The following is a 20,855-nucleotide window of genomic DNA, read 5'->3' on the forward strand; positions in this document are numbered from 1 at the left end:
TGGGGATGACCTGTGAATATCAATATTGTGACAATCGGAAAACTAAAAGAAAAATACCTCAAGCAAGGCATTGAAGAATACACCAAACGACTTTCGGCCTACGCAAAAATCGACATCATCGAACTCCCGGACGAAAAAGCGCCGGAAAACCTAAGCGACCAGGACATGAAAATCATAAAAGACAAAGAAGGCGACCGCATCCTATCAAAAATCAGCCCCGACGCCCACGTCATAGCCCTCGCCATCGAAGGAAAAATGAAAACATCCGAAGAACTAGCCGATACAATAGATAAGCTGGCTACTTATGGAAAAAGCAAAGTCACCTTCGTCATCGGCGGATCACTCGGATTGAGTGACGCGGTGATGAAGCGAGCGGATGAGAAGCTGTCGTTCTCGAAAATGACGTTTCCTCATCAGTTGATGCGTCTTATTTTAGTGGAGCAGATTTATCGGGCTTTTCGGATTAATCGTGGGGAGCCTTATCATAAGTGAATGAGGTTTTAGAGTTTATCATAGAAAATCAATTAAGCAATAAGGAAGTATGTGGGTTTTTGGGAATAAATGGTTCAATATGTATAGCAAGAAATAGGTGGAGGATATATTTATGTATAAGTATAACGAAATGAGAAAGTTGTTTGAATTAGCTAATAGTAAATATTTAATTGAACAAAAGGAGCTCATACAAAGTGGAGTCTCTGAACGAACTTTATGTGGTCAGTTAATGCTTTACTTAAATAACGAAAAAGATAAGACTCTTTATAGGCAATATTATGTTGATATTGAGTACAACAGAAATATTAATGGAAGACTAAAGACAATAAAAGATAGAGAAGGAGAAATCATTACAATTAACTGTGATTTAGTTTTTCACAGTAGAGGGGAAAATCTGGTACAGGATAATTTGATTGCTTTAGAAATGAAAAAGTCTAATGGAAGAAGAAGTGAGAAAGAAAAAGATAGAGAGCGTTTAAAAGCTTTAACAAGACAATCTTTTGATAATATTTGGAGTTATGATGGAAAAACTTTACCTAAACATGTTTGTAGATACATACTAGGTGTTTATTATGAATTGAATATTTCCCGTATGGAAGCATTAGTGGAATATTATCAAAATGGGGAACTAATACAGAACTACACTTTAAGTATATAATATTTTTTTAACCATAAACCTATTAGAATATGTAAAACACAATAACCAACAGGTAAATAAAGTGAGGGAAGATTCTTTTTCTTTTTTAATTTTGCTCATCTCTTAAATGCATTTTATGCTATATTAACCAGACTAAGATTTTACTTAGACTAGGAGATAAAGATATGGTTGATTACAAACTACCTACATATGGTGTCAATAAACAAACAGGGAATATTGCAGCGGATATTTTAAAAGCTTCTTTACAAAGATTTGCAATTATTAATCCTCATGAAGAATCTATTGATTTGGGGATAGATATGAGAGGGCAAATAGTTGAAAATGGAGTACCTAAAAATCAGTTTTTTAATATTCAATGTAAAGGGACAGCCAGTTTAGATATTGAAAGTACGGAAGATTATTTTACAAAACAAATAAGCGTCACTACTATTAATTATTGGAATCAACAAAATGATACTACATTTTTATTCCTTGTGGATAATGCTACTGAAAATTGTTATTGGTGTAATCCAATTATCGATTTGAATGATAGAATGAGTGAGATTCAAGGGCAAGAGACTGTTAATATTAAAATTCCCAAAACTAATTTGATAAATAAACAAACTACAGAATTACCTACAGAATTTATTCAGCGTATTCTTTTATATGTAGCGAATAATTTAAATATAGCTACTTCACTAGTAAAGAGATTAAGTAGTGCTTTAGAAAACAATGAAAGTTTAGATTTAGATTTCTCAATTCAATTACTGCAAAATATTATTCCTTCAATAGAGGAAATTCACGAACATTACAAAACAATAATTGAGCATTTAATACAAGAAATAAAAGATAGTTGGTCTGAATCTAAAGAATACTTGATAAAGTTAATTCACAATTTACCAGCAAGAAATTGGGTATCTAATTTTCAAACTGATACCGGATTCATACTATCAGGCAAAAGTTATAATGATTTGAAGCAAGAAGTTAATAGCATAATAATAGAATTCGAATTAAATAAGTTAACAGTTTCAAGACTAGAAGATTTAAAGGAGATTTATAGTGAGCTTTTAGAGTATCAAATAAATCTCTTAGCTTTTTTATATGAAATGAGTTGTGAAGATAACCCTTCTGGAGATTATACAAAACTTACAAATGGGTTGGATAAGCTTAGAGATAAAAAAGAAAAGATAATAACACTAAACCGCTCTTAGACACATCACCGGAGTCTTATTATAAATAGGTTACTTGAATTTATAGACCATATTAAAATAGATAATTTTATATTAAGAAATCACAAAAATTAAAGGCAACCCATAGAAATTTGTTAGAAATCATATAAATAAGGAGAAGAGCAAAAAAATGATAAATCCACTTGGATCATCCCTTTTTTTAAATAGTTATAGTGTTCCATATAATGGATTTGGAAATTGTGATTTGGTCTTATCAATGCTATATTCTAAGGATAATATCATTTTGCATTATTTAGTACTAAAACAAAAAAACAAAAAAAAATATATGATTTGTGGCTTTGATTTCATTAGAGAATCAATTATTCATATAGAAATTAGGAGTATAGGTAGTATTCTTGGAAACCTTAGGGATTTTTTAAATAGTGAATATAACACTGTGAATATAGTTATTGAGTCTATTGAAGAAATTGTAGAACATTTCAAGACAAAGAAAATAAAAAATGGAATTGATACATATAAAGATTTATCAATTTTGACATCAACACAGCGAAATATAATAAGTGGGAGCTGTGAAGCATACAGTAATGGTAAATTAATACGACCTCATAAATCCTTATTTATTTCTAGCAAAAGAGGTCTAAGTTTTGGGGAATTTCAATTTGAGAGTAATCAAGATATAGTAAAAGATTTAAAAAAAATACATCTTGCTGAGGATTTGGTTTTCAAGTATCAGTTAAATGGTAGTTCATTGGAAGCGACAGGTACTATATTCGAGTTGAAAAAAAGCACAGATGGTATCAATATTATTCTAAGTTCGTTTATTCATGAATTGACTAATAAGAAGTTAGATTTCCTTTCTTTTCAAGGTTCTGATCCACATTCTCCATTACATGCGATTTTAAGGAGTTCGGGGATGTTGAAGGAACAAATTAATATAGAAGGATTTGAAGTTAAATTCGTTCCTTATCTTGTGTTGCTTCCAATAGAAGATCTCTTGTTAAAAAACACTGAATTTGGTTTGGGAGATGTAACCTTTTTAACTAAAAACGAAGCCTTTAATAGGTATAAGGGATTTGAAGAAAAATACAATCAAAATTTACTTGGTCAGTTTGACATATTTGCTCAAACAATTGTCGAATCCGATAACGCATATGATGCCTACTTGTTAGGAAGGCAAAAAGTACAAGATGCAATTGATATGATAATTTTACTCTCCAAAAATGAGAGGGTGTTTAATTTATACAACTTAGGCAATGAGCCAAATGAATGGAATAGATTGCGATTATATCAAAACCCAAAATGCTCTTCACTTTATTATGTAGAAAATATAATAGGCTTAGAACACATTTTGGGTGATTCTAAAAACACGTGGGTAAAAACTTCTTTAGGTGTTGATTCCCAATTTGAAAGAATGTTTAGAGAATTGGATTGGTTTGAAGAGAAATTGTATAAAAAACAGGCCGGGCAGTATTCAATTTTAGAAAAGCAGTTATTTAATGCCATAAAGTGGTTAAATAGAAGTTGGAAAGCAGAAGACATAGAAGATAAAGTTATATATACAAATATATCAATGGAATTTTTGGTTGATAAAATAAAAACTGACCCTTTTTTGCCTGATGATATTATTCAAGAGTTCAAAAAATTGTTGAAGCAACTATTAAAAGAAAAAAGTGATATTTTTACAGAAGAATATTCAAGAAAAATAAAAGATAAGAGTTTTGGGAAACTGAAAGATCCGCCTTTAAAAATCAAGGTGCAAACTCTGATTCGCCAACTTTCTATCCCTATAACTGATGAAGACTTCAGTAAGTTATGGAAGGTTAGAGATTACCGAAATGACTTGGTTCATGGAAAGGATGAATTGCAAATAAACCCAGCAAACATTTTAGCTGCAAATATTCTTTTAGGTGAGTTTATTGTTTATAGATTAAGAAGTATGGAAGACGGTGATTGATATAAATACTTTAGTAGCATCCTATCATTTAGGAAATGAAATAGCAAAAACCTCTTTCGGAAGAACACTCCACCAAAGATATAATCACTTAAAAAGTAAATTATCACCAGAAACTTATTCGCTATATCAAGATGTAATTAAGACATGTCCATTTCAACACTATTACAGTTTTGAACTTGCCTATAAAAAAATTCAGGCTGTATATTCAGAAAAAGAAGGATCCTATCAAAAAAGTTTTTTTGAATTGCAAGATTGTAGCGAGGTGCATTCCTTAATTGATGAGGGGAATCAACTCGGAAGGGATATAGAAAATTCACTTCTTCAAATGTTTGTAGGGCTACCTTTAAAGAATAATTCTGGAACCTTTAAGTCTTTAAATTTATACAGAGCTTGGATAAATCTTTTTTACCAATTGCACAGCACCAAAATATTTTCTTACCTACATCAATATAAAGCCATTATAGAAAATAAACAAGGTAACACTCAACAATTAATAAAATTAAAGAATTTCTATCCCTTTTCAAAGCATAACAGAGTACTTATTAGTAAATTGGCAAAAAATAAAACTGATAAAAATATCATGTATTCTTTGGAACTCTTTGATGTCCTCAAAAATTCAGTTTTTCAAATTATTTTTGAAACCCATTTCAATCGCCTTCCTCGGTTGGATAAAAATGAGATAGTTGATTATAGAGAAAAGGCACGAAATAAAGTCCGTGTTTTTTCGACAAAGGTTTTTGACATAGAAGTTTTTGAATATCAAGGGAATTTTACTTTGCTATTTGAAAACAACACAATAAAAGATATTGGCTGGATAAAAAGAAGACTAGCAAGAGACTTAATGGATGATAAATCTTATTTAACAATTGAGGGTCTACTATATCCAAAAATAGATTATAATCTATTTGCAGCAAATATTCAAAATTAATTCAAAAACTTTCTAGGAAAGGTAAAAAAGGGTGGGGCGTTAATGCTATTCCGTCCCTTTTCTGTCTTGATATAGAGTACCCCCATAATGATTTAACCTTTTTTAGTATCTTACTTAGAGAAACTTAGAAATCCCACCTAAAATATGGACAGAGAAGCTTTCCTTTAGAGATAGCTCTGAAATTGCAAGTATCGAACTTCTACCGAACCTAACTTAAAACGCCTCCTTTTGAACTAGCACGTAGAAGCTCATTTTCCCGATGAACTTTTTCATCAGGCGTCAGCTCTTTTTTGTCTTTCGTTTTCCTCATTTGTCTTTTAGCGTGATCTTCTGGAAATTTGATACCTTGGGGTTTCTATTTGTTATTGGACAACCAGATAAGAAGACCTTCACGACAGCGCGTTTTCAGTAGCACAAGGTAGATCTTATAGTGTTTAGAGTGTGCCAGAATCTCAACTTCGGCTATGTCGTGCAATGTTATGCATTATGGATTATTTCTGTGTAAGTTCTATATTTTTCTTGAATTTTTTCATCGATACATTTTCCTGATCACATTCAGAGAGATGTTTAGTTTTGTCTTCTTTTGAGTGCCATTTTCCAACCATAAAAAAACTCCCCAGACAAACAGATTTTTTTATACCATCTGTCTACCTTGGGGGAGCATATCATTTTCCCTGAACCCCACATCCCTCACTTCATATACCGATACTCCCGCAAACTCTCCAAAATCGCAACCTCCTGCAATAATTCCTCACCAACATTCGTTTCCTTCACTTTCTTCCGTTCAAGCTCTTTATCCACTAATCGTTTCACCGTTAAGACATCGGTTCCGGTGCTTAGGACTTCTGCCTTGGAGTTGAAGTGTTTATGGGCGACGAGCTGCATGCCGTAGGAGTTGTATAGCAGCGTGTAGCCGGCGATGCCTGTTGTGGATTGGTAGGCTTTGGAGAAGCCGCCGTCGATGACGATCATTTTTCCGTTTGCTTTGATGGGGTCTTCTCCTTCGATTTCTTTTACGGGTGTATGGCCGTTGATGATATGGCCATGATCTGGATTGAGGCCGAATTCTGCCAGGATGTTTCGGCAGGTTGCCTCGTCCTCGCGTAAATAATAATACGGGTTTTTCTTTTCTTTATGCGTTTCCTTCTCTTTAATGAAATACCGCTCAAATGTCGTCATGGCGCGTTTTCCGAAGAGGGAAGAGTACTCGCCTGTCCATAAATACCAAGCCATATCTGTCGCAAGATCATCGGTTTCTTCCGGGTGGGTAAACGCTTCCCGCAAGAACCGTTCAAATACATCGAGCAGCTCACGGCCCGCATACGGTTTATCCTCAATCATCATCGTTTCCATATTGCCGTTTTCATCGACAGGAATACAGCCGTGAATCAACAGGTTGCCGTTATATTTTAAATAAAGGCTGCCTTTTTTCATCATAAAATTCATATGGCGGCCCAGCTTTTCGGAATGCTGGACAGAGAATAGCAGCTTGTCTATGACTTCTGCTTCTTCTTCTAATAGCTGATCTGGCTGTTCGGGATTAATTGTCGCAAAGCAGGTGTTTTCCAGCTGATATGTTTTTCCGTGCAGCGTGATTTCATTTTTATCGTAATCAATTTTCTCTAGTAACAAGCGTTCTTCCATATTAAAGTTCGGCCGTCTCTTGATAATCGGGCTCTCAAGCTTGAATTGGATCATGGCAATCGCTTGATGGATTTTTGTGATTTGCTTAATCTCATCCTCTGGCCTGTTGTCGTCTGCTTTTGGACGGAACGCTGGATTATCGTCATAGTATTTTTCGGCCAAGTTCAGCAGCGGTCTTAAATTGATGCCGTACACGTCTTCAATAATATCCAGGTTGTCATAGCGGGCACAGATGCGGATAATATTGGCCAGGCACACTTTGGAACCGGAGTAGGCACCGATCCAAAGGACATCGTGATTTCCCCACTGAATATCGACTGAATGGTAGTTGATCAGCTCCTCCATAATCCTGTCCGGCTGTGGTCCGCGGTCGTAAATATCGCCGACAACATGCAGATGGTCGACCACCAATCGCTGAACGCTGTAAGCAAGACCGGTGATCAGCTTATCGGCTTGGCCAAGTTCAATGATCTGATCAATGATTTCGGAGTAATATTGCTCCTTGTTGCCAGCTTGTTCTGTTTTGTATAGCAGCTCCTCCGTAATATAAGCAAACTGGGCAGGCAGTGCTTTACGCAGTTTAGAGCGGGTATACTTCGAGGAGCAATAAGAAACGAGTTTAATCATTCTGTTAATCGTTTCTTTATACCACTCGTTTAACGCTTCTTTCGCATCAAAATCATGTTTGATTAACTTCAATTTGTCTTCCGGATAATAGACCAATGCTGCTAAGTCATCAATTTCTTTATCGTAAATGACACCGCTGAAAATGTCGCGTATCTTCTCTTTGACTCGTCCTGAACCATTACGCAGCACGTGCTGGAATGCCTGATATTCCCCGTGCAAATCACTGACAAAATGCTCGGTGCCTTTTGGCAGGTTCAGTATCGCTTTCAAATTAATGATTTCCGTTACCACTTTTTCTTCACAATCGTATTTTTGTGCGAGTAAATCTAAGTACTTGCTTTCCAAAACCGTCCATCCCCTTTTTAGAATAAACCCCTATTTATGAGCGTGTGCATATCAGGTTAATTTAAAAGTATGTCATTATTTTTCATCATTGGACCCTTATATGATAGTACCGCATAACTGCTTTTAGAGACAATTGAAACGAGTGGATAAAGTGAAACACAAAAAAACCAGATGTCAAATCTGGTTTCCTGTTCAAAGCAAACTATTGTTTTTCTTTCACCATCTTGATAAAGAGGAAAAAGATAATGAATACGATAAAGTAGTTCATTGGGTTCTTAACGATGCTCATCTCCAGTGAAATTTGTAAGAGTATCCAGAGCGCAAAGATGGTTAGTATTGCAGGAATGATGATTTTGTACATGTCGACCACCTTCCATAGTTAATGAAAGAAGAGTTCTATATTAGAAGCAAGATGCAGCAGCCCCTGTCATCGCACCGCCAACAGCGCCGGTAATCGCACCAACAGCGCCAGCCCCTACAGTTCCAATACCGGGGATTGTGACTGTTCCTACGGCAGCTCCTGCAAGACCCAGTGTACCGCCGCCAGTTATCGCACCGCCGCCAGTCCCTAGAATACATTTTCCAACTGATTGAGTGCTGATTGTACCGCTAGTTTGTCCAGAGTCTTGGTTTACAACTTTGATCAAAACTCCATGATCAATTTTTTCGTATTGAAGTGTAACAGGATTACCATTTTTGTCAGTTGAGCTTTTAGGGAGAACTTGTTCTTCGCCCGTTACGTGATCTTTTAGTGTAGCATTTCCATCAGCGTCAATATGAACATCTGCATGATCGAACGTCATCTTCAGCACACTATCGTTGAGGTTTTCAACTTTGTATGTGGCTTGGGATTCTGCGGCACCCGCAGCATTAGTCAAAACCGGGAGGGCTAGGGCACCTACTAGGAATACCAAGGCTGCCAGTTTTACTGCGGTTAGCTTCATTATCCTTTGCATCATTTATCCTCCTCCTTTGGTTGCCATACTAACAGAGATATTTTGCCTGTTAAACCCTTATATATAAAAAATACTGAATTTCATTACATTGAATCACCAAGATATTTATTTTTCCTCCAAAAGTCTCAGACATTGGTAGGTCTTTTTGTTTTCAATATTTAATGGTTAAACAAACAATTTCTTAGTTTATAAGGTAAGAAATCGAATTTACATAAATGGGTAATGCATTGACGATAAAATCTCTTCAATATATAATTTGGAAATAAAATATAGGAGGATAGCGTGGATGTTTAGAAAACCAAGAGTCTTCATAACGGCGGTTGTCTTAGCTATAAGCAGTTTAGCTGCCACAACTGTATATGCTCAATCCGGTTACTTTAATACATATACAACTTATACACCTTTATCAAAATCAGGGTATTTTACTGCGATGCAGGGAATGTGTGTGGATCGCAACAATAACGCTATTTATGCAGCAAAACTTAACAGTGCAACTCAAAAAACTCAATTATTCTCTATTAAAATGAGCAGTACATCGAGTAATAGAACTGTTACACTCCTTAAAAATTCCGATACAAATAGTACCAGTTATGATTTAGGGCACGCTAATGACTTAGCTGTAAAAGCATCTGCAGGTGATAAAAACGTCAGCATTTATGTTGCTCCAATGTCAGACGGAACCAAGTATGTCAATAAAATAATAAAACTGAGTGTAGATACAACAAAGAAAACATACAAAGTTGCCAAAACTTACGTTCTGAATTATAAAGGTTCTAATTTATCTGTAAGTGGCATTACATATTCAGTCGGAACAGATAAATTTATCGTTAGATCAGGAAAAAGGTTTTTTGTTGGTACATTTAATGATAAAACTGGACGATTTGACTATGAGGCTACTTTTAAACTCAATTACACGAAAGCTATAGTTAATAATGTTACAACCGATGTTTCCAAGTATATTCAGCAAGGGATTTCCTTCTATCAAGGAACCTTATATGTGCCGCTTTCAAAACCAGACGCAAATGGAAATGCCTCTAATGTTAGCATTATATTAACGTATCCTTTGGATATAAATAGTTTGATTAAAGAACAAAAAACAACTCAAACAGCTGACTTTTCGAAAGAATTGTTCACCCGTAACAACTTATCTTTCCGGATTACCAGCGGTGCCTACACACTTTTCGAAATAGAATCTGTTGATTTTGATGATGGCACGTTATACTTTAATACGAACCGCGGAAACAAAGGAACACAAGAAGATATGATCGCAACATTTAATAATTATAATTATTATAAGTAAAATCACGTTTGAAATTCTAATATATTAGGGTGCAAGAGATTCTCTTGCACCTTTTTAGGGTAGGGCGGGTTAAGCTCTTTACATTCAAAAATTGGGCTATACGCCTTGGGCATTATTGATATCGTCTTCTTCACAACAGGCGAGATGAAGCGATATAAAAAAGATTCATTTGAGTGGTACAAAAACGTCATTCAAACGAATGGCGAGGAACTATAAGAAGCTGGCTCGAATCAAGCACTTTTACTGAAGTGCCTGGTTCGGTTTTTTTTCTATAAAATAAGAAAAATCCGCTATCCTGCCAATCTGGCAATATAGCGGATTTCTTATATTAATTCCGGATCAAATAATCAAACGCGCCTAAAGCGGCAGTCGCTCCTGATCCCATTGAAATAATGATTTGGTTGTAAGGACCGTCTGTGCAGTCGCCGGCAGCGAATAAGCCTGGGACGCTTGTAGCGCCATTTTTGTCGACTACGATTTCGCCGATGCGGTTGCGTTCAACGGTTTCGTCTAACCATTCAGTGTTTGGTACGAGACCGATTTGGACGAATACACCTTGGAGTTCAACGTGTTTTTCTTCGCCTGTTTCGCGGTCTGTGTATGTGATGCCGTTTACGCTCTGATCGCCTGTGATTTCTTTTGTTTGTGCATTTTTGAGTACAGTGACGTTTGGCAGGCTGTAGAGACGTTTTTGCAAGACTTCGTCTGCCTTCAGTTCCGGCGCGAACTCTAGCACAGTGACGTGATTAACAATACCTGCAAGATCAATCGCTGCTTCGATACCAGAGTTTCCGCCGCCGATAACGGCTACGTCTTTGCCTTCAAACAATGGTCCATCACAGTGCGGGCAGTATGCGACACCTTTGTTTTTGAACTCTTGTTCACCAGGTACGTTGACATTGCGCCAGCGGGCACCTGTTGAAAGGATGACTGTTTTACTTTTCAGGACAGCACCGTTTTCGAGTTCAAGTTCGAACAGATCTTTTTTCTCAAGTCGTTTTGCGCGCTGAAGGTTCATGACATCAATATCATATTCCTTCACGTGCTCTTCAAGACTTGCAGCAAGCTTCGGTCCTTCAGTTGCTTTTACGCTGATGAAGTTTTCGATGCTCATTGTGTCGAGAACCTGTCCGCCGAAGCGTTCAGCGACAACACCTGTGCGGATTCCTTTACGTGCCGTATAAATGGCTGCACTTGCGCCGGCAGGTCCGCCGCCGACAACAAGAACGTCGTAAGGATCTTTGTCAGCGAACTCAGATGCATCTGCGCCGCTGCCCATTTTCGCAAGAATCTCTTCGAGGGTCATACGGCCGCTTCCGAAGGATTCGCCGTTAAGGTAAACCGTTGGCACTGCCATAATGTTTTTGCTTTCAACTTCTGATTTGTATGCCGCACCGTCGATCATCGTGTGCGTAATGTTCGGGTTCAGCACGCTCATCATGTTTAAAGCTTGTACAACGTCAGGACAGTTGTGGCATGTCAGGCTGATATAAGATTCAAAGTGGTATTCACCGCTGATCTTTTTCACCTGATCAATGACTTTTTGGTCTACCTTAGGCGGTCTGCCGCTGACTTGCAGCAATGCCAACACTAAAGAAGTGAATTCGTGTCCAAGAGGAATACCGGCGAAAGTGACGCCAGTGTCTTCTCCGACGCGGTTCACACTGAAGCTTGGCGTTCTGTTCAATTCAGCTTTTTCAACAGTGATTTTAGATGACATGGAAGCCAGCTCATCAACGAGAGCCAGCATGTCCTTAGAAGTGTCATCTTCACCTGCACTCACTTTGAGAACAATGTCGTTCTCAATTAGCTGCATGTATTGATTTAATTGTGCTTTGATATTTGGATCAAGTACCAATTGAATGCACTCCTTAGATTTTACCTACTAGATCAAGGCTAGGTGTAAGCGTTTCGCCGCCTTCTTCCCATTTAGCCGGGCAAACTTCACCTGGGTTTTGACGAACGTATTGTGCTGCTTTTACTTTGCTGATCAGGTTGCTTGCGTCACGGCCGATACCGCCTGCATTGATTTCAACAGTTTGGATCACGCCATCTGGATCGATGATGAATGTTCCGCGGTCAGCAAGACCAGATTCTTCGTCAAGAACATCGAAGTTGCGAGAGATCGTTTGAGATGGGTCACCGATCATTGCGTAAGTGATTTTGCCGATTTTTTCAGAGCTGTCATGCCAGCCTTTGTGTACGAAGTGAGTATCTGTAGAGATAGAGTACACTTCAACACCTAATTCTTTAAGTGCAGCGTATTGGTTTTGAAGATCTTCAAGCTCAGTTGGGCATACGAAAGAGAAATCTGCTGGGTAGAAGCAGAATACGCTCCATTGACCTTTTAGAGATTCGTTTGTTACATCGATGAATTCACCGTTTTTGAATGCTTTTGCTTCGAATGGTTGTACTTCTTTACCGATTAAAGACATAATGTTATTCCTCCTAAAAATGGTTTAGAAAGCAATAGTGCTTTCAATAATAATTCTAATTATATATGAATTATTAATTAATATATATTTTTTGTCAAGACAAAACCCCTTAATTATTTTCTCTTTTTCCTTTCATCGTGAAGGAAAGTGCTGGTGTTATCAGCATAAATTGCACTTTGACAAATATTCAAATTTTATATGTCTGATTCTCAATTAGTTGTGATATGTGAGTTTAGCCTATAAAAAAAGCTGGCAGCTGGTATAAAAGCTCCAGCTGTCAGCCTTATCTATTAGTTTGCATCAGACCAATTGGTATGGAAAACGCCATCCATATCTGTCCGCTCGTACGTATGGGCGCCGAAATAATCGCGCTGCGCCTGTAACAGGTTGGCGTTGGAACGCCCTGTGCGGTAGCCGTCGTAGTAAGAGAGCGCGGTACTTAAGCATGGGAATGCGCTTCCGGCGCTGATTCCCTCGCAAACGACTTTTCGCATGCCTGTCTGATAAGCTTTAAGCTTTTCTGAAAAATAAGGTGCAATCAGCAGGTTTGAGAGATCTGGCTGCTCTTGGAATGCTTCGCTGATGACGTTCAGGAAATCCGCGCGGATGATGCAGCCGCCGCGGAAAATCAAAGCGATGTCTTTAAGCGGCAGGTTCCATCCGTAAAGCTCAGATGACATTTTATATTGAGCAAAGCCTTGTGCGTAGGCGCATACTTTTCCCATGTATAAGGCTTGTCTGACGTATTCAATCCAGAGATCCTTATCGTAATGTTTTTCCTCTGTTTCCGGACCGGCTAACAATGGTTCAGCCGCCATACGTTCTTCTTTTAAGGACGACAGGTAGCGGGCAAACAAGGACTCGGTGATAATAGCGGATGGAATGCCGTTATCAATAGCTTGCATGCTTGTCCATTTTCCTGTGCCTTTCTGGCCGGTTTTATCAAGAATGACATCGATCAGCGGCTGACCTGTATGTTCGTCCTTTTTCCGTAAAATCTCCGCTGTAATCTCTATTAAATAGCTTTTCAGCTCACCTTGATTCCACATTTCAAAGATGCTGGCGATTTCTTCGAGCGGCAGACGAAGCGTTTCTCTAAGAAATGTATAGGCTTCAGCAATCAGCTGCATATCTGCATACTCAATGCCGTTGTGCACCATTTTTGTAAAGTGCCCTGCCCCTTTTGGTCCGATGTAGACACAGCATGGGTCTTCTCCGACTTGCGCTGCGATTTTGGTCAGGATCGGAGCGGCTTTTTCATAAACGTCTCGATCTCCGCCCGGCATGATGGAAGGCCCTGTTAATGCGCCGACTTCACCGCCGGAAATGCCGATTCCCAAGTAGCCGATTCCTTTTTCCTTCAGCTCGTCATATCTTCTTTCTGTGTCTTCGTAGTGGGAGTTGCCTCCGTCCATGATGACGTCTCCTTCTTCAAGCAAAGGCATTAACGAATGGATGACGGAATCGACCGGTTTTCCCGCTGTGACCATCAGAAAGATTTTTCTTGGTGTTTCTAGTGATTGAACAAAATCTTGAAGCTCGTAGTACGGGCTCAGCGATTGTCCATCCAGCTTTTTCACAAGCTGGTCCGTTAAATCTCTGGTGTAATTATAGACGGCGACTTTTTCGCCTTTATTTGCCATGTTTAAGGCGATATTGCTTCCCATTACGCCTAAGCCTATGACACCAATTGTATTGAACATGTGTGTTACATCTCCTTCATTAATTTCATACAACTAAACTTAACAATAATATAAATCCTAGTCCAGCAACGGAGATAATTGTTTCCAGCAAGGTCCATGTGGCAAATGTTTCTTTCATGCTTAATCCAAAGTATTCTTTGAACATCCAGAAGCCGGCATCGTTGACGTGTGAAGCGATGACGCTTCCTGCGCCTGTTGCGAGCACCACTAATGCAAGGTTGGCATCGGACTGTCCCAGCAATGGAATGACGAGTCCCGTCGTGCTTAATGCGGCAACGGTTGCTGATCCTAAGGAGATGCGCAGGATCGCTGCGATGAGCCATGCCAGCAGAATCGGCGATAATGCCGTTTCTTTGAATAAATCCGCTACGTAGTCGCCGACACCGCCGTTGATTAACACTTGTTTAAAGGCGCCGCCTCCCCCGATGATCAACAGCATCATGCCAATTTGCGAGATGGCTGTAGAACAAGAGTCCATGACGGTTTTGATTGGAATGTTGCGTGCGATTCCCATTGTGTAAACAGCAACGAGCAGTGAGATAATCATGGCAGTCGATGCATTCCCGATTAAACGGATGAAAGCCAGGAAACTGTTATCCGCAAATCCTATTGTTTCTTGAAGCAAATCAATGATGGTAGCGATCGACATGATGATAATCGGAAGCATGGCTGTAAACACACTGATTCCAAAGCCTGGTGTTTCTTCAAGCTTGAATGTTTTTTGTGTGCCGAGTGACGAAATATTTCCGTTTTTCGCAAATGATGCAGGAACGATTTTTTTCGCGAACTTTGTAAATATTGGCCCTGCAATCAGGACTGTCGGAACAGCAACAATGAAGCCGTACAGCAGTACTTCCCCGATATTTGCGCCGTATTCTCCGGCAATCGCTGTCGGTCCCGGGTGCGGCGGCAGGAACCCGTGTGTGACGGATAATGCTGCGACCATCGGAATACCGAGATATAAAATAGAAATCTTCAATTCTCTTGAAATCGCGAATACGATCGGGATTAATAGAACCAATCCTACTTCAAAGAACAACGCGATTCCGATAATAAAGGAAGCAATCACAACAGCCCACTGTATATTTTTCTCCCCGAATTTGTTGACGAGCGTCATTGCTATACGCTGTGCGCCGCCTGAATCAGCAATCAGCTTGCCCAGCATCGCACCGAGTCCGAAGATGAGTGCGATGTGGCCAAGTGTCCCCCCTATACCTTCTTCAATGGAGCTGACAACTTTATCAAACGGCATCCCAAGTGCCAGTGCCACGCCGAATGATACAACTAATAAGGAAATAAATGTATTTAATTTCAAGCCCATAATCAAAAATAGTAATGCTAAGATCCCAAGTGCAACAATGATTAATGGCATGATAATGCCCTCCCCTTCATGTCATGTGCTATTTGTGTGTAATTAGGCTTCTTTGATAATTTGCAATTTGGGTGTATTGATTTTCTAATGATCTTGATAGATTGATGAATATCGGCATTAATGTTCTATATTCTTTGGCTGAGTCTTCGATTGGCGTATGTCTGTACGTGCTGCCGATCATGTCGGACACGGCATCGAACGAATCGATTTTCCCTGTCGCATACAGGCCTAAAATGCAGGCGCCGAGACATGAGCTTTCGTAGCTTTCGGGAACGACGACTTCAGATTCGAATATGTCCGACATCATTTGCCGCCAAACCTCTGATCTTGCAAAGCCGCCAGTCGCTTGAATTCGGGTGACCGGTCCGTCCATGCATTCTGTTAGCGCCAGGAACACAGTGTACAGATTGTAAATGACCCCTTCTAATGCTGCACGTATCATATGTTCTTTTTTATGTGACATGGTAAGGCCGAAAAATGAGCCGCGTACATCCGGGTTCCATAACGGAGCGCGTTCCCCGGCGAGATACGGATGGAACAGCAGGCCGTCAGAACCCGGTCTGACGCGTTCAGCAATCTTCGTCAGCACGTCATATGGGTCAATTCCCAGTCTTGTCGCTGTTTCGATTTCTGACGAAGCAAATTCATCTCTGATCCAGCGAAGAACGATGCCTCCATTGTTCACCGGACCGCCGATGACCCAATGCTTGTCCGTTAACGCGTAGCAGAAAATTCTCCCCTTTTCATCGGTTTGCGGCTGGTCGATAATGGTTCGGATAGCGCCGCTCGTACCGATTGTAACGGCGATTTCTCCTTTTTTAATGGCATTGACGCCGAGATTGGACAGTACGCCGTCGCTTGCACCGATGACAAAAGGTGTGTCGGGATCGATTCCCATCTGGATCGCTAATTCCGGGCTGCAGTGCTGAAAAATCTCGGTTGTCGGCACGAGTTTGGATAAGTGATCCGGCGTGATCCCTGCGATGTGTAACGCTTCTTCGTCCCAATTCAAGCTTTTCAAGTTCATCATGCCAGTCGCTGATGCTAAGGAATAGTCGATGACATATTCATCAAACAGCTGTTTAAAGATGTATTCTTTGATGCCGATATATTTTTTTGCCTTGGAAGCGATTTCTTTCCGTTCGTTTGTGATCCAGGCAATTTTGCTTAACGGTGACATGGGATGAATGGGTGTTCCTGTTCGTTTGTAGACCTCATGCCCGTTGAGTTCATCTTTAATCTTATGCGCCCAGCCTTCGCTTCGATTGTCTGCCCACGTGATGCATGGTGTCAGAGGCTGATCATTTTCGCCCATGGCAATGACGCTGTGCATGGCGCTGCTGAAGGAAATAAATGAGATCTGTTTTTCCGGGTGCTGTTTCGTGATTTTTGCAGTTGTATGGATGACAGCCTGAAAAATCAATTCCGGGTTTTGTTCAGCCGTTGAGATGTCTGGCGTATGGAGCGGATAGCCGATGCTTTCTTTCTGTACCACGTCTCCGTTTTCAGTGAATAATACAGCCTTTGTGCTGGTCGTACCGATATCGATTCCTAACATATAACTAGTCATTTTTGTGTTCAGCTCCTTTTGCCAGCATTTGTTGTGAGAGCCAGAGGTCCTCTACTTTTTCTTGCACATCGTCAAAATTCTGGTGCAGAGACTGAACCATCAGCGCCCTGTCCTTTGTTTTGATCGCTTGAATATAAAGCTCATGGTTATCCAGAATCCTTGAGAAATCTTCGTACTTTTCCTTTAACCGTACCCGCATTGATAAAAGAATAAAGCTTTCCATTACGGGTTTTAGATTGTTCCAGATCATCTGAATGTATGAGTGATCAATGGCGCGGATAATCGTTTCATGGAATAACACATCCTGAAATGAAAACTCGTCCGCGTCCTCGTATTTGATGGAGACTTTCATTATTTCTAGAATCTTGCTGAGATCTTTGACTAAAGGCTCAATGTCGATTTTGACAAGCCGTTCAAAGACAAACGTTTCTAATAATAAACGCACGTCATATATTTCTGCGATTTCCTTTTCAGTTAACCCAATCACAACCGCTCCCATTCGTTCTAAACGAATGATTTTTTCGGAAGCCAGTATTTTTAACGCTTCGCGAACCGGCGAACGGCTTACGGAAAACTCAGCCGCGATTGTATTTTCTGATAGAATGGTACCGCTTTCAATCATGCCTGAAATAATCCGCATTCTCAGCTCGCATGCGACGCGAACGCCGGTTGACGCTTTTGAAAGCCATTTTGCGGGATACAACAGGTCCTTGGAGTCTAGCATACGCTCACCTTCCTCACTAAGGAGTATACTTGTATACAAGTATGATAACGTGAATGTTTTATTAATGCAAACACTTTCATTTCTAATTTTTTATAAAATTTTTCCCAATTACTCAATATGTATTGTGCATCTTCACTATGGTAAATTGAAGAAAAGACAGTGTGAATCATCATTTTTTGAAAGAGGCGATTGGATGAAAATCATTATTGCACCGGATTCTTTTAAGGAAAGCTTATCAGCGTTAGAGGCTGCTCACGCCATAGAAAGAGGCTTCAAAACAGTTTTCCCCGATGCCGAATATCGGAAGCTGCCGATGGCGGACGGCGGTGAGGGGACTGTCCAGTCATTAATTGATGCCACGGGCGGAACCATAACAGAGCAGATTGTCACGGGTCCGCTGGGGGAACCGGTTAAAGCGTTTTTTGGCATAATGGGAGACGGAAAATCAGCTGTGATTGAGATGGCTGCCGCATCAGGGTTGCATCTTGTGCCCGCAGAGAAGAGGAATCCGCTTGTCACTTCTACTAGAGGAACGGGAGAGTTAATCGCAGCGGCTCTTGATGCGGGTGCAGAGCATTTGATCATCGGAATCGGCGGAAGCGCCACAAATGATGGCGGAGCCGGGATGGTTCAGGCGCTGGGCGGAAGGCTTCTTGATGAATCAGGCTATGAAATCGGCCCCGGAGGCGGTGCGCTTTCTCAGCTTTCCTCAATAGATGTGGCAGGACTTGATCCCAGATTACGAAATGTGAAAATCGAAGTCGCCTGCGACGTGGATAACCCGTTAACAGGGCCAAGAGGGGCTTCCGCTGTTTTCGGTCCTCAAAAAGGCGCCACGCCTGACATGGTGCGTATACTTGACCAGAACCTGTCTCACTTTGCGGATGTGGCAGAAACAACGCTTGAAACAAGCTTCAGGGAAACAGAGGGCGCCGGTGCAGCAGGCGGTCTCGGATGGAGTCTGCTTACTTTTCTCCATGCTGATTTGAAAAGAGGCATTGATATCGTCCTCGATGCGGTCCAGTTTGAAAGCAAGGTTCAGGATGCAGATCTTGTGATTACCGGCGAAGGGCGGATTGACAGCCAGACAGTTTACGGCAAGACGCCGATTGGCGTGGCCAAAGCGGCTAAGGCATACGATGTGCCTGTCATTGGACTTGCAGGATCAGTTTCGCGAGACAGTGATGCGGTCTATGAACACGGGATGGACACCCTTTTCAGCATCGTGCCGGGAGCCGTGCCCCTTGCAGACGCACTTGAGCATGCAGCCGAGAATATGGAAAGAACGGCAAGAAACATTGCCGCATCCTTAAAACTAGCGAAAACGATGGATCTGACATAAAGCCGGTCAAGCACATGCCCATGCATATACACCCTCCTTTCTGGGTACAGACAGATAACCAAACACAACCTAGAAGGAGGACACAGACATGACTGTACAAGAAATCAAAGGCAAAAAACTAGTAAAAGGGATCGCACCGAATGTAAAACCCGAAGCCTTATTAAATGATAAACGAAAAGTATTTTTGTTTGGTTCTCCGAGTTACACAAACATCGGAGACCAAGCGATTGCGTATGCGGAAGAGAAATTTATTAAAAATCATTTTCCGTACTATGAATATATTGAAATTATGGACTACGCGACGGACGAAGGCATTGAATTGGTGAAGGAGATCATCCGTGAAGACGATATTGTCTGCTTTACCGGCGGAGGAAATCTGGGGAACCTTTACCTTGATATTGAGGAGGACAGAAGGAAGGTCTTTGCAGCGTTTAAAGACTATAAATCCATTTCTCTTCCGCAATCCGTCTATTTTGAAGATACAGAGGACGGAAACAAAGAAAAGAAAAAAACACAGGATGCGTACCATCAAAATCCAAATTTAACGATTGCCGCGCGGGAGACACAGACGCTCGATGTTGTGAAAGAAACCTTCAATTCAGATGTCATCTTTACACCGGATATGGTGCTGTCTTTGGATATCGTACCGAAAGAGCTTGAACGGGACGGCGTTCTTTTTATTTTAAGAGCGGACAAGGAGAAGGTAACCGATGAAGATTTTATTTCACACATGATGAAATGGGCAGAAAAAACAACCTATGCGGAGCGTACAGACACGGTGCTTGATACGGTCGATATGATTGATTACGAGGATCGGGAAAAGCATTTCATGGAAATGCTCGACCGCATTGGTTCCAGTAAATTGGTGGTGACAGACCGCCTTCACGCTATGATCTTCTCGATTATCACAAAAACGCCATGCCTCGTCTTTGGAAATAGCTACGGCAAAGCTAAACATTCATACCGGGATTGGCTTGAAAGCTTAAACTTCATTGAATACACAGATAAAAACGATATTGAGGAATTAGAGCAAATGATTGACCGCCTGCTTCAAGCTGAGCCGAATGATGTTGATTTGTCTAAGGATTTTCAGCCGCTGGTTGATTTCTTTAGATCGTAATGGAAAAAAGCAGACTGGGAACAGTCTGCTTTTTCTGTGCTGCGCCACTTTGTCGGAGATGATATCTTCCTTATTTTAAGCGATATTGACTCTCTACCTTATAAGCCAATGGAATTGATTACACTCGAAACATCAGAATGAACTTTATCAAATGAAAGGTGATCTTTCATTTTATCAGTGACACTATCTATTGCTTTTCCAGACATATGATGGTTGAGGATTTCTCGTTTTGTCTTTATAGCCTGCTCGGCATCTGTAATGTTTTCAAGGATCGAAGACAAATTCTTACGGTCTTCCTGGAATGCATAGCTTAATTGTTTTTTGATTGAATTCATTAACGCCAATTTTTGTTCTTGTCTCTTCCTCTCTTTGAACGCAGCCAATTGTTCAGGTGTCATTTCAGAGGTATTTACACCAGCATTTGAAAAAATCGAAGTGCTTGAATGCTGACTCGTCATTCTTTGCATAAAACGGTCAGCGTCTGTTGGTTTCTTATTCATAAAATCCATGTCTCTT

Annotated in this window: 18 protein-coding genes and 1 pseudogene; 9 read left to right on the forward strand and 10 right to left on the reverse strand. The window is 40.3% G+C overall.

The window, feature by feature from the left end:
* Window positions 1–12 precede the first annotated feature (12 nt).
* The 5 genes from rlmH (at window position 13) to CJU60_RS00555 (ending at window position 5,201) form a co-directional block, all read left to right on the forward strand.
* Window positions 13–492 carry a 23S rRNA (pseudouridine(1915)-N(3))-methyltransferase RlmH gene (gene rlmH, locus CJU60_RS00535; protein WP_003226975.1) on the forward strand — a complete coding sequence of 160 codons (480 nt, stop codon included), beginning with the start codon at window positions 13–15 and terminating at the stop codon, window positions 490–492.
* 112 nt (window positions 493–604) lie between these two features.
* A complete protein-coding gene (locus CJU60_RS00540) occupies window positions 605–1,150 on the forward strand; it encodes a hypothetical protein (RefSeq protein ID WP_095712596.1) in 546 nt (181 codons plus the stop codon).
* Between the two features lie 164 nt (window positions 1,151–1,314).
* Window positions 1,315–2,340 carry a DUF4365 domain-containing protein gene (locus CJU60_RS00545; protein ID WP_095712597.1) on the forward strand — a complete coding sequence of 342 codons (1,026 nt, stop codon included), beginning with the start codon at window positions 1,315–1,317 and terminating at the stop codon, window positions 2,338–2,340.
* A gap of 148 nt (window positions 2,341–2,488) precedes the next feature.
* Window positions 2,489–4,273 (forward strand): hypothetical protein, encoded by a 1,785-nt coding sequence (locus CJU60_RS00550; protein ID WP_095712598.1) that lies wholly within the window; start codon window positions 2,489–2,491, stop codon window positions 4,271–4,273.
* Entirely contained in the window at window positions 4,266–5,201 is a 936-nt protein-coding gene (locus CJU60_RS00555) for a hypothetical protein (RefSeq protein ID WP_095712599.1), read from the forward strand. The genes CJU60_RS00550 and CJU60_RS00555 overlap by 8 nt, the downstream gene beginning before the upstream one ends.
* 690 nt (window positions 5,202–5,891) lie before the next feature.
* Here CJU60_RS00555 and fbp read toward each other — a convergent pair.
* From fbp to CJU60_RS00570, 3 genes are all read right to left on the reverse strand, one after another.
* A complete protein-coding gene (gene fbp / locus CJU60_RS00560; protein WP_095712600.1) occupies window positions 5,892–7,817 on the reverse strand; it encodes a fructose-1,6-bisphosphatase in 1,926 nt (641 codons plus the stop codon).
* 202 nt (window positions 7,818–8,019) lie between these two features.
* Window positions 8,020–8,178 carry a hypothetical protein gene (locus CJU60_RS00565; RefSeq protein ID WP_095712601.1) on the reverse strand — a complete coding sequence of 53 codons (159 nt, stop codon included), beginning with the start codon at window positions 8,176–8,178 and terminating at the stop codon, window positions 8,020–8,022.
* 40 nt (window positions 8,179–8,218) lie between these two features.
* Window positions 8,219–8,773 carry a Pathogenicity island protein gene (locus CJU60_RS00570; RefSeq protein ID WP_095712768.1) on the reverse strand — a complete coding sequence of 185 codons (555 nt, stop codon included), beginning with the start codon at window positions 8,771–8,773 and terminating at the stop codon, window positions 8,219–8,221.
* Window positions 8,774–9,059: 286 nt separating this feature from the next.
* Between CJU60_RS00570 and CJU60_RS00575 the strand changes: the two genes are divergently transcribed.
* Window positions 9,060–10,073, forward strand: a complete 1,014-nt coding sequence (locus tag CJU60_RS00575) for a hypothetical protein (protein WP_095712602.1) — start codon at window positions 9,060–9,062, stop codon at window positions 10,071–10,073.
* 82 nt (window positions 10,074–10,155) lie between these two features.
* Window positions 10,156–10,289, forward strand: a pseudogene (locus tag CJU60_RS22105) (hypothetical protein); the annotation flags it as partial.
* Between the two features lie 112 nt (window positions 10,290–10,401).
* Here CJU60_RS22105 and ahpF read toward each other — a convergent pair.
* The 6 genes from ahpF to gntR all read right to left on the reverse strand — a co-directional run bounded on the left by ahpF (window position 10,402) and on the right by gntR (window position 17,877).
* Window positions 10,402–11,931: an alkyl hydroperoxide reductase subunit F gene (gene ahpF / locus CJU60_RS00580; RefSeq protein WP_095712603.1), complete on the reverse strand. Its 1,530-nt coding sequence runs from the start codon at window positions 11,929–11,931 to the stop codon at window positions 10,402–10,404.
* Window positions 11,932–11,944: 13 nt separating this feature from the next.
* The gene (ahpC, locus tag CJU60_RS00585) at window positions 11,945–12,508 is read right to left on the reverse strand and encodes an alkyl hydroperoxide reductase subunit C (RefSeq protein ID WP_024123485.1); all 564 of its coding nucleotides are present in this window, start codon (window positions 12,506–12,508) and stop codon (window positions 11,945–11,947) included.
* A 290-nt stretch (window positions 12,509–12,798) separates the two neighbouring features.
* Window positions 12,799–14,211 (reverse strand): decarboxylating NADP(+)-dependent phosphogluconate dehydrogenase, encoded by a 1,413-nt coding sequence (gene gnd, locus CJU60_RS00590; RefSeq protein ID WP_095712604.1) that lies wholly within the window; start codon window positions 14,209–14,211, stop codon window positions 12,799–12,801.
* A gap of 25 nt (window positions 14,212–14,236) precedes the next feature.
* Complete coding sequence (gene gntP / locus CJU60_RS00595) at window positions 14,237–15,583, reverse strand: gluconate permease GntP (protein ID WP_024123483.1); 1,347 nt, start codon at window positions 15,581–15,583, stop codon at window positions 14,237–14,239.
* A gap of 28 nt (window positions 15,584–15,611) precedes the next feature.
* Window positions 15,612–17,153: a gluconokinase gene (gene gntK / locus CJU60_RS00600; protein WP_024123482.1), complete on the reverse strand. Its 1,542-nt coding sequence runs from the start codon at window positions 17,151–17,153 to the stop codon at window positions 15,612–15,614.
* A complete protein-coding gene (gene gntR / locus CJU60_RS00605) occupies window positions 17,146–17,877 on the reverse strand; it encodes a gluconate operon transcriptional repressor GntR (RefSeq protein WP_095712605.1) in 732 nt (243 codons plus the stop codon). Before gntR ends, gntK begins: the two co-directional genes overlap by 8 nt.
* Window positions 17,878–18,070: 193 nt before the next feature.
* On the opposite strand from gntR, the gene CJU60_RS00610 reads away from it, so the two are divergent.
* Both CJU60_RS00610 and CJU60_RS00615 read left to right on the forward strand, forming a co-directional pair.
* Window positions 18,071–19,219, forward strand: a complete 1,149-nt coding sequence (locus CJU60_RS00610) for a glycerate kinase (RefSeq protein WP_095712606.1) — start codon at window positions 18,071–18,073, stop codon at window positions 19,217–19,219.
* An 88-nt stretch (window positions 19,220–19,307) separates the two neighbouring features.
* Window positions 19,308–20,339 (forward strand): polysaccharide pyruvyl transferase family protein, encoded by a 1,032-nt coding sequence (locus CJU60_RS00615; RefSeq protein ID WP_095712607.1) that lies wholly within the window; start codon window positions 19,308–19,310, stop codon window positions 20,337–20,339.
* Between the two features lie 98 nt (window positions 20,340–20,437).
* On the opposite strand, the gene CJU60_RS00620 is transcribed toward CJU60_RS00615, so the two are convergent.
* Complete coding sequence (locus CJU60_RS00620) at window positions 20,438–20,848, reverse strand: hypothetical protein (protein WP_010332560.1); 411 nt, start codon at window positions 20,846–20,848, stop codon at window positions 20,438–20,440.
* Window positions 20,849–20,855 lie beyond the last annotated feature (7 nt).

This window comes from Bacillus sp. 7705b, assembly GCF_002289525.1.
Taxonomy (GTDB): domain Bacteria; phylum Bacillota; class Bacilli; order Bacillales; family Bacillaceae; genus Bacillus; species Bacillus halotolerans.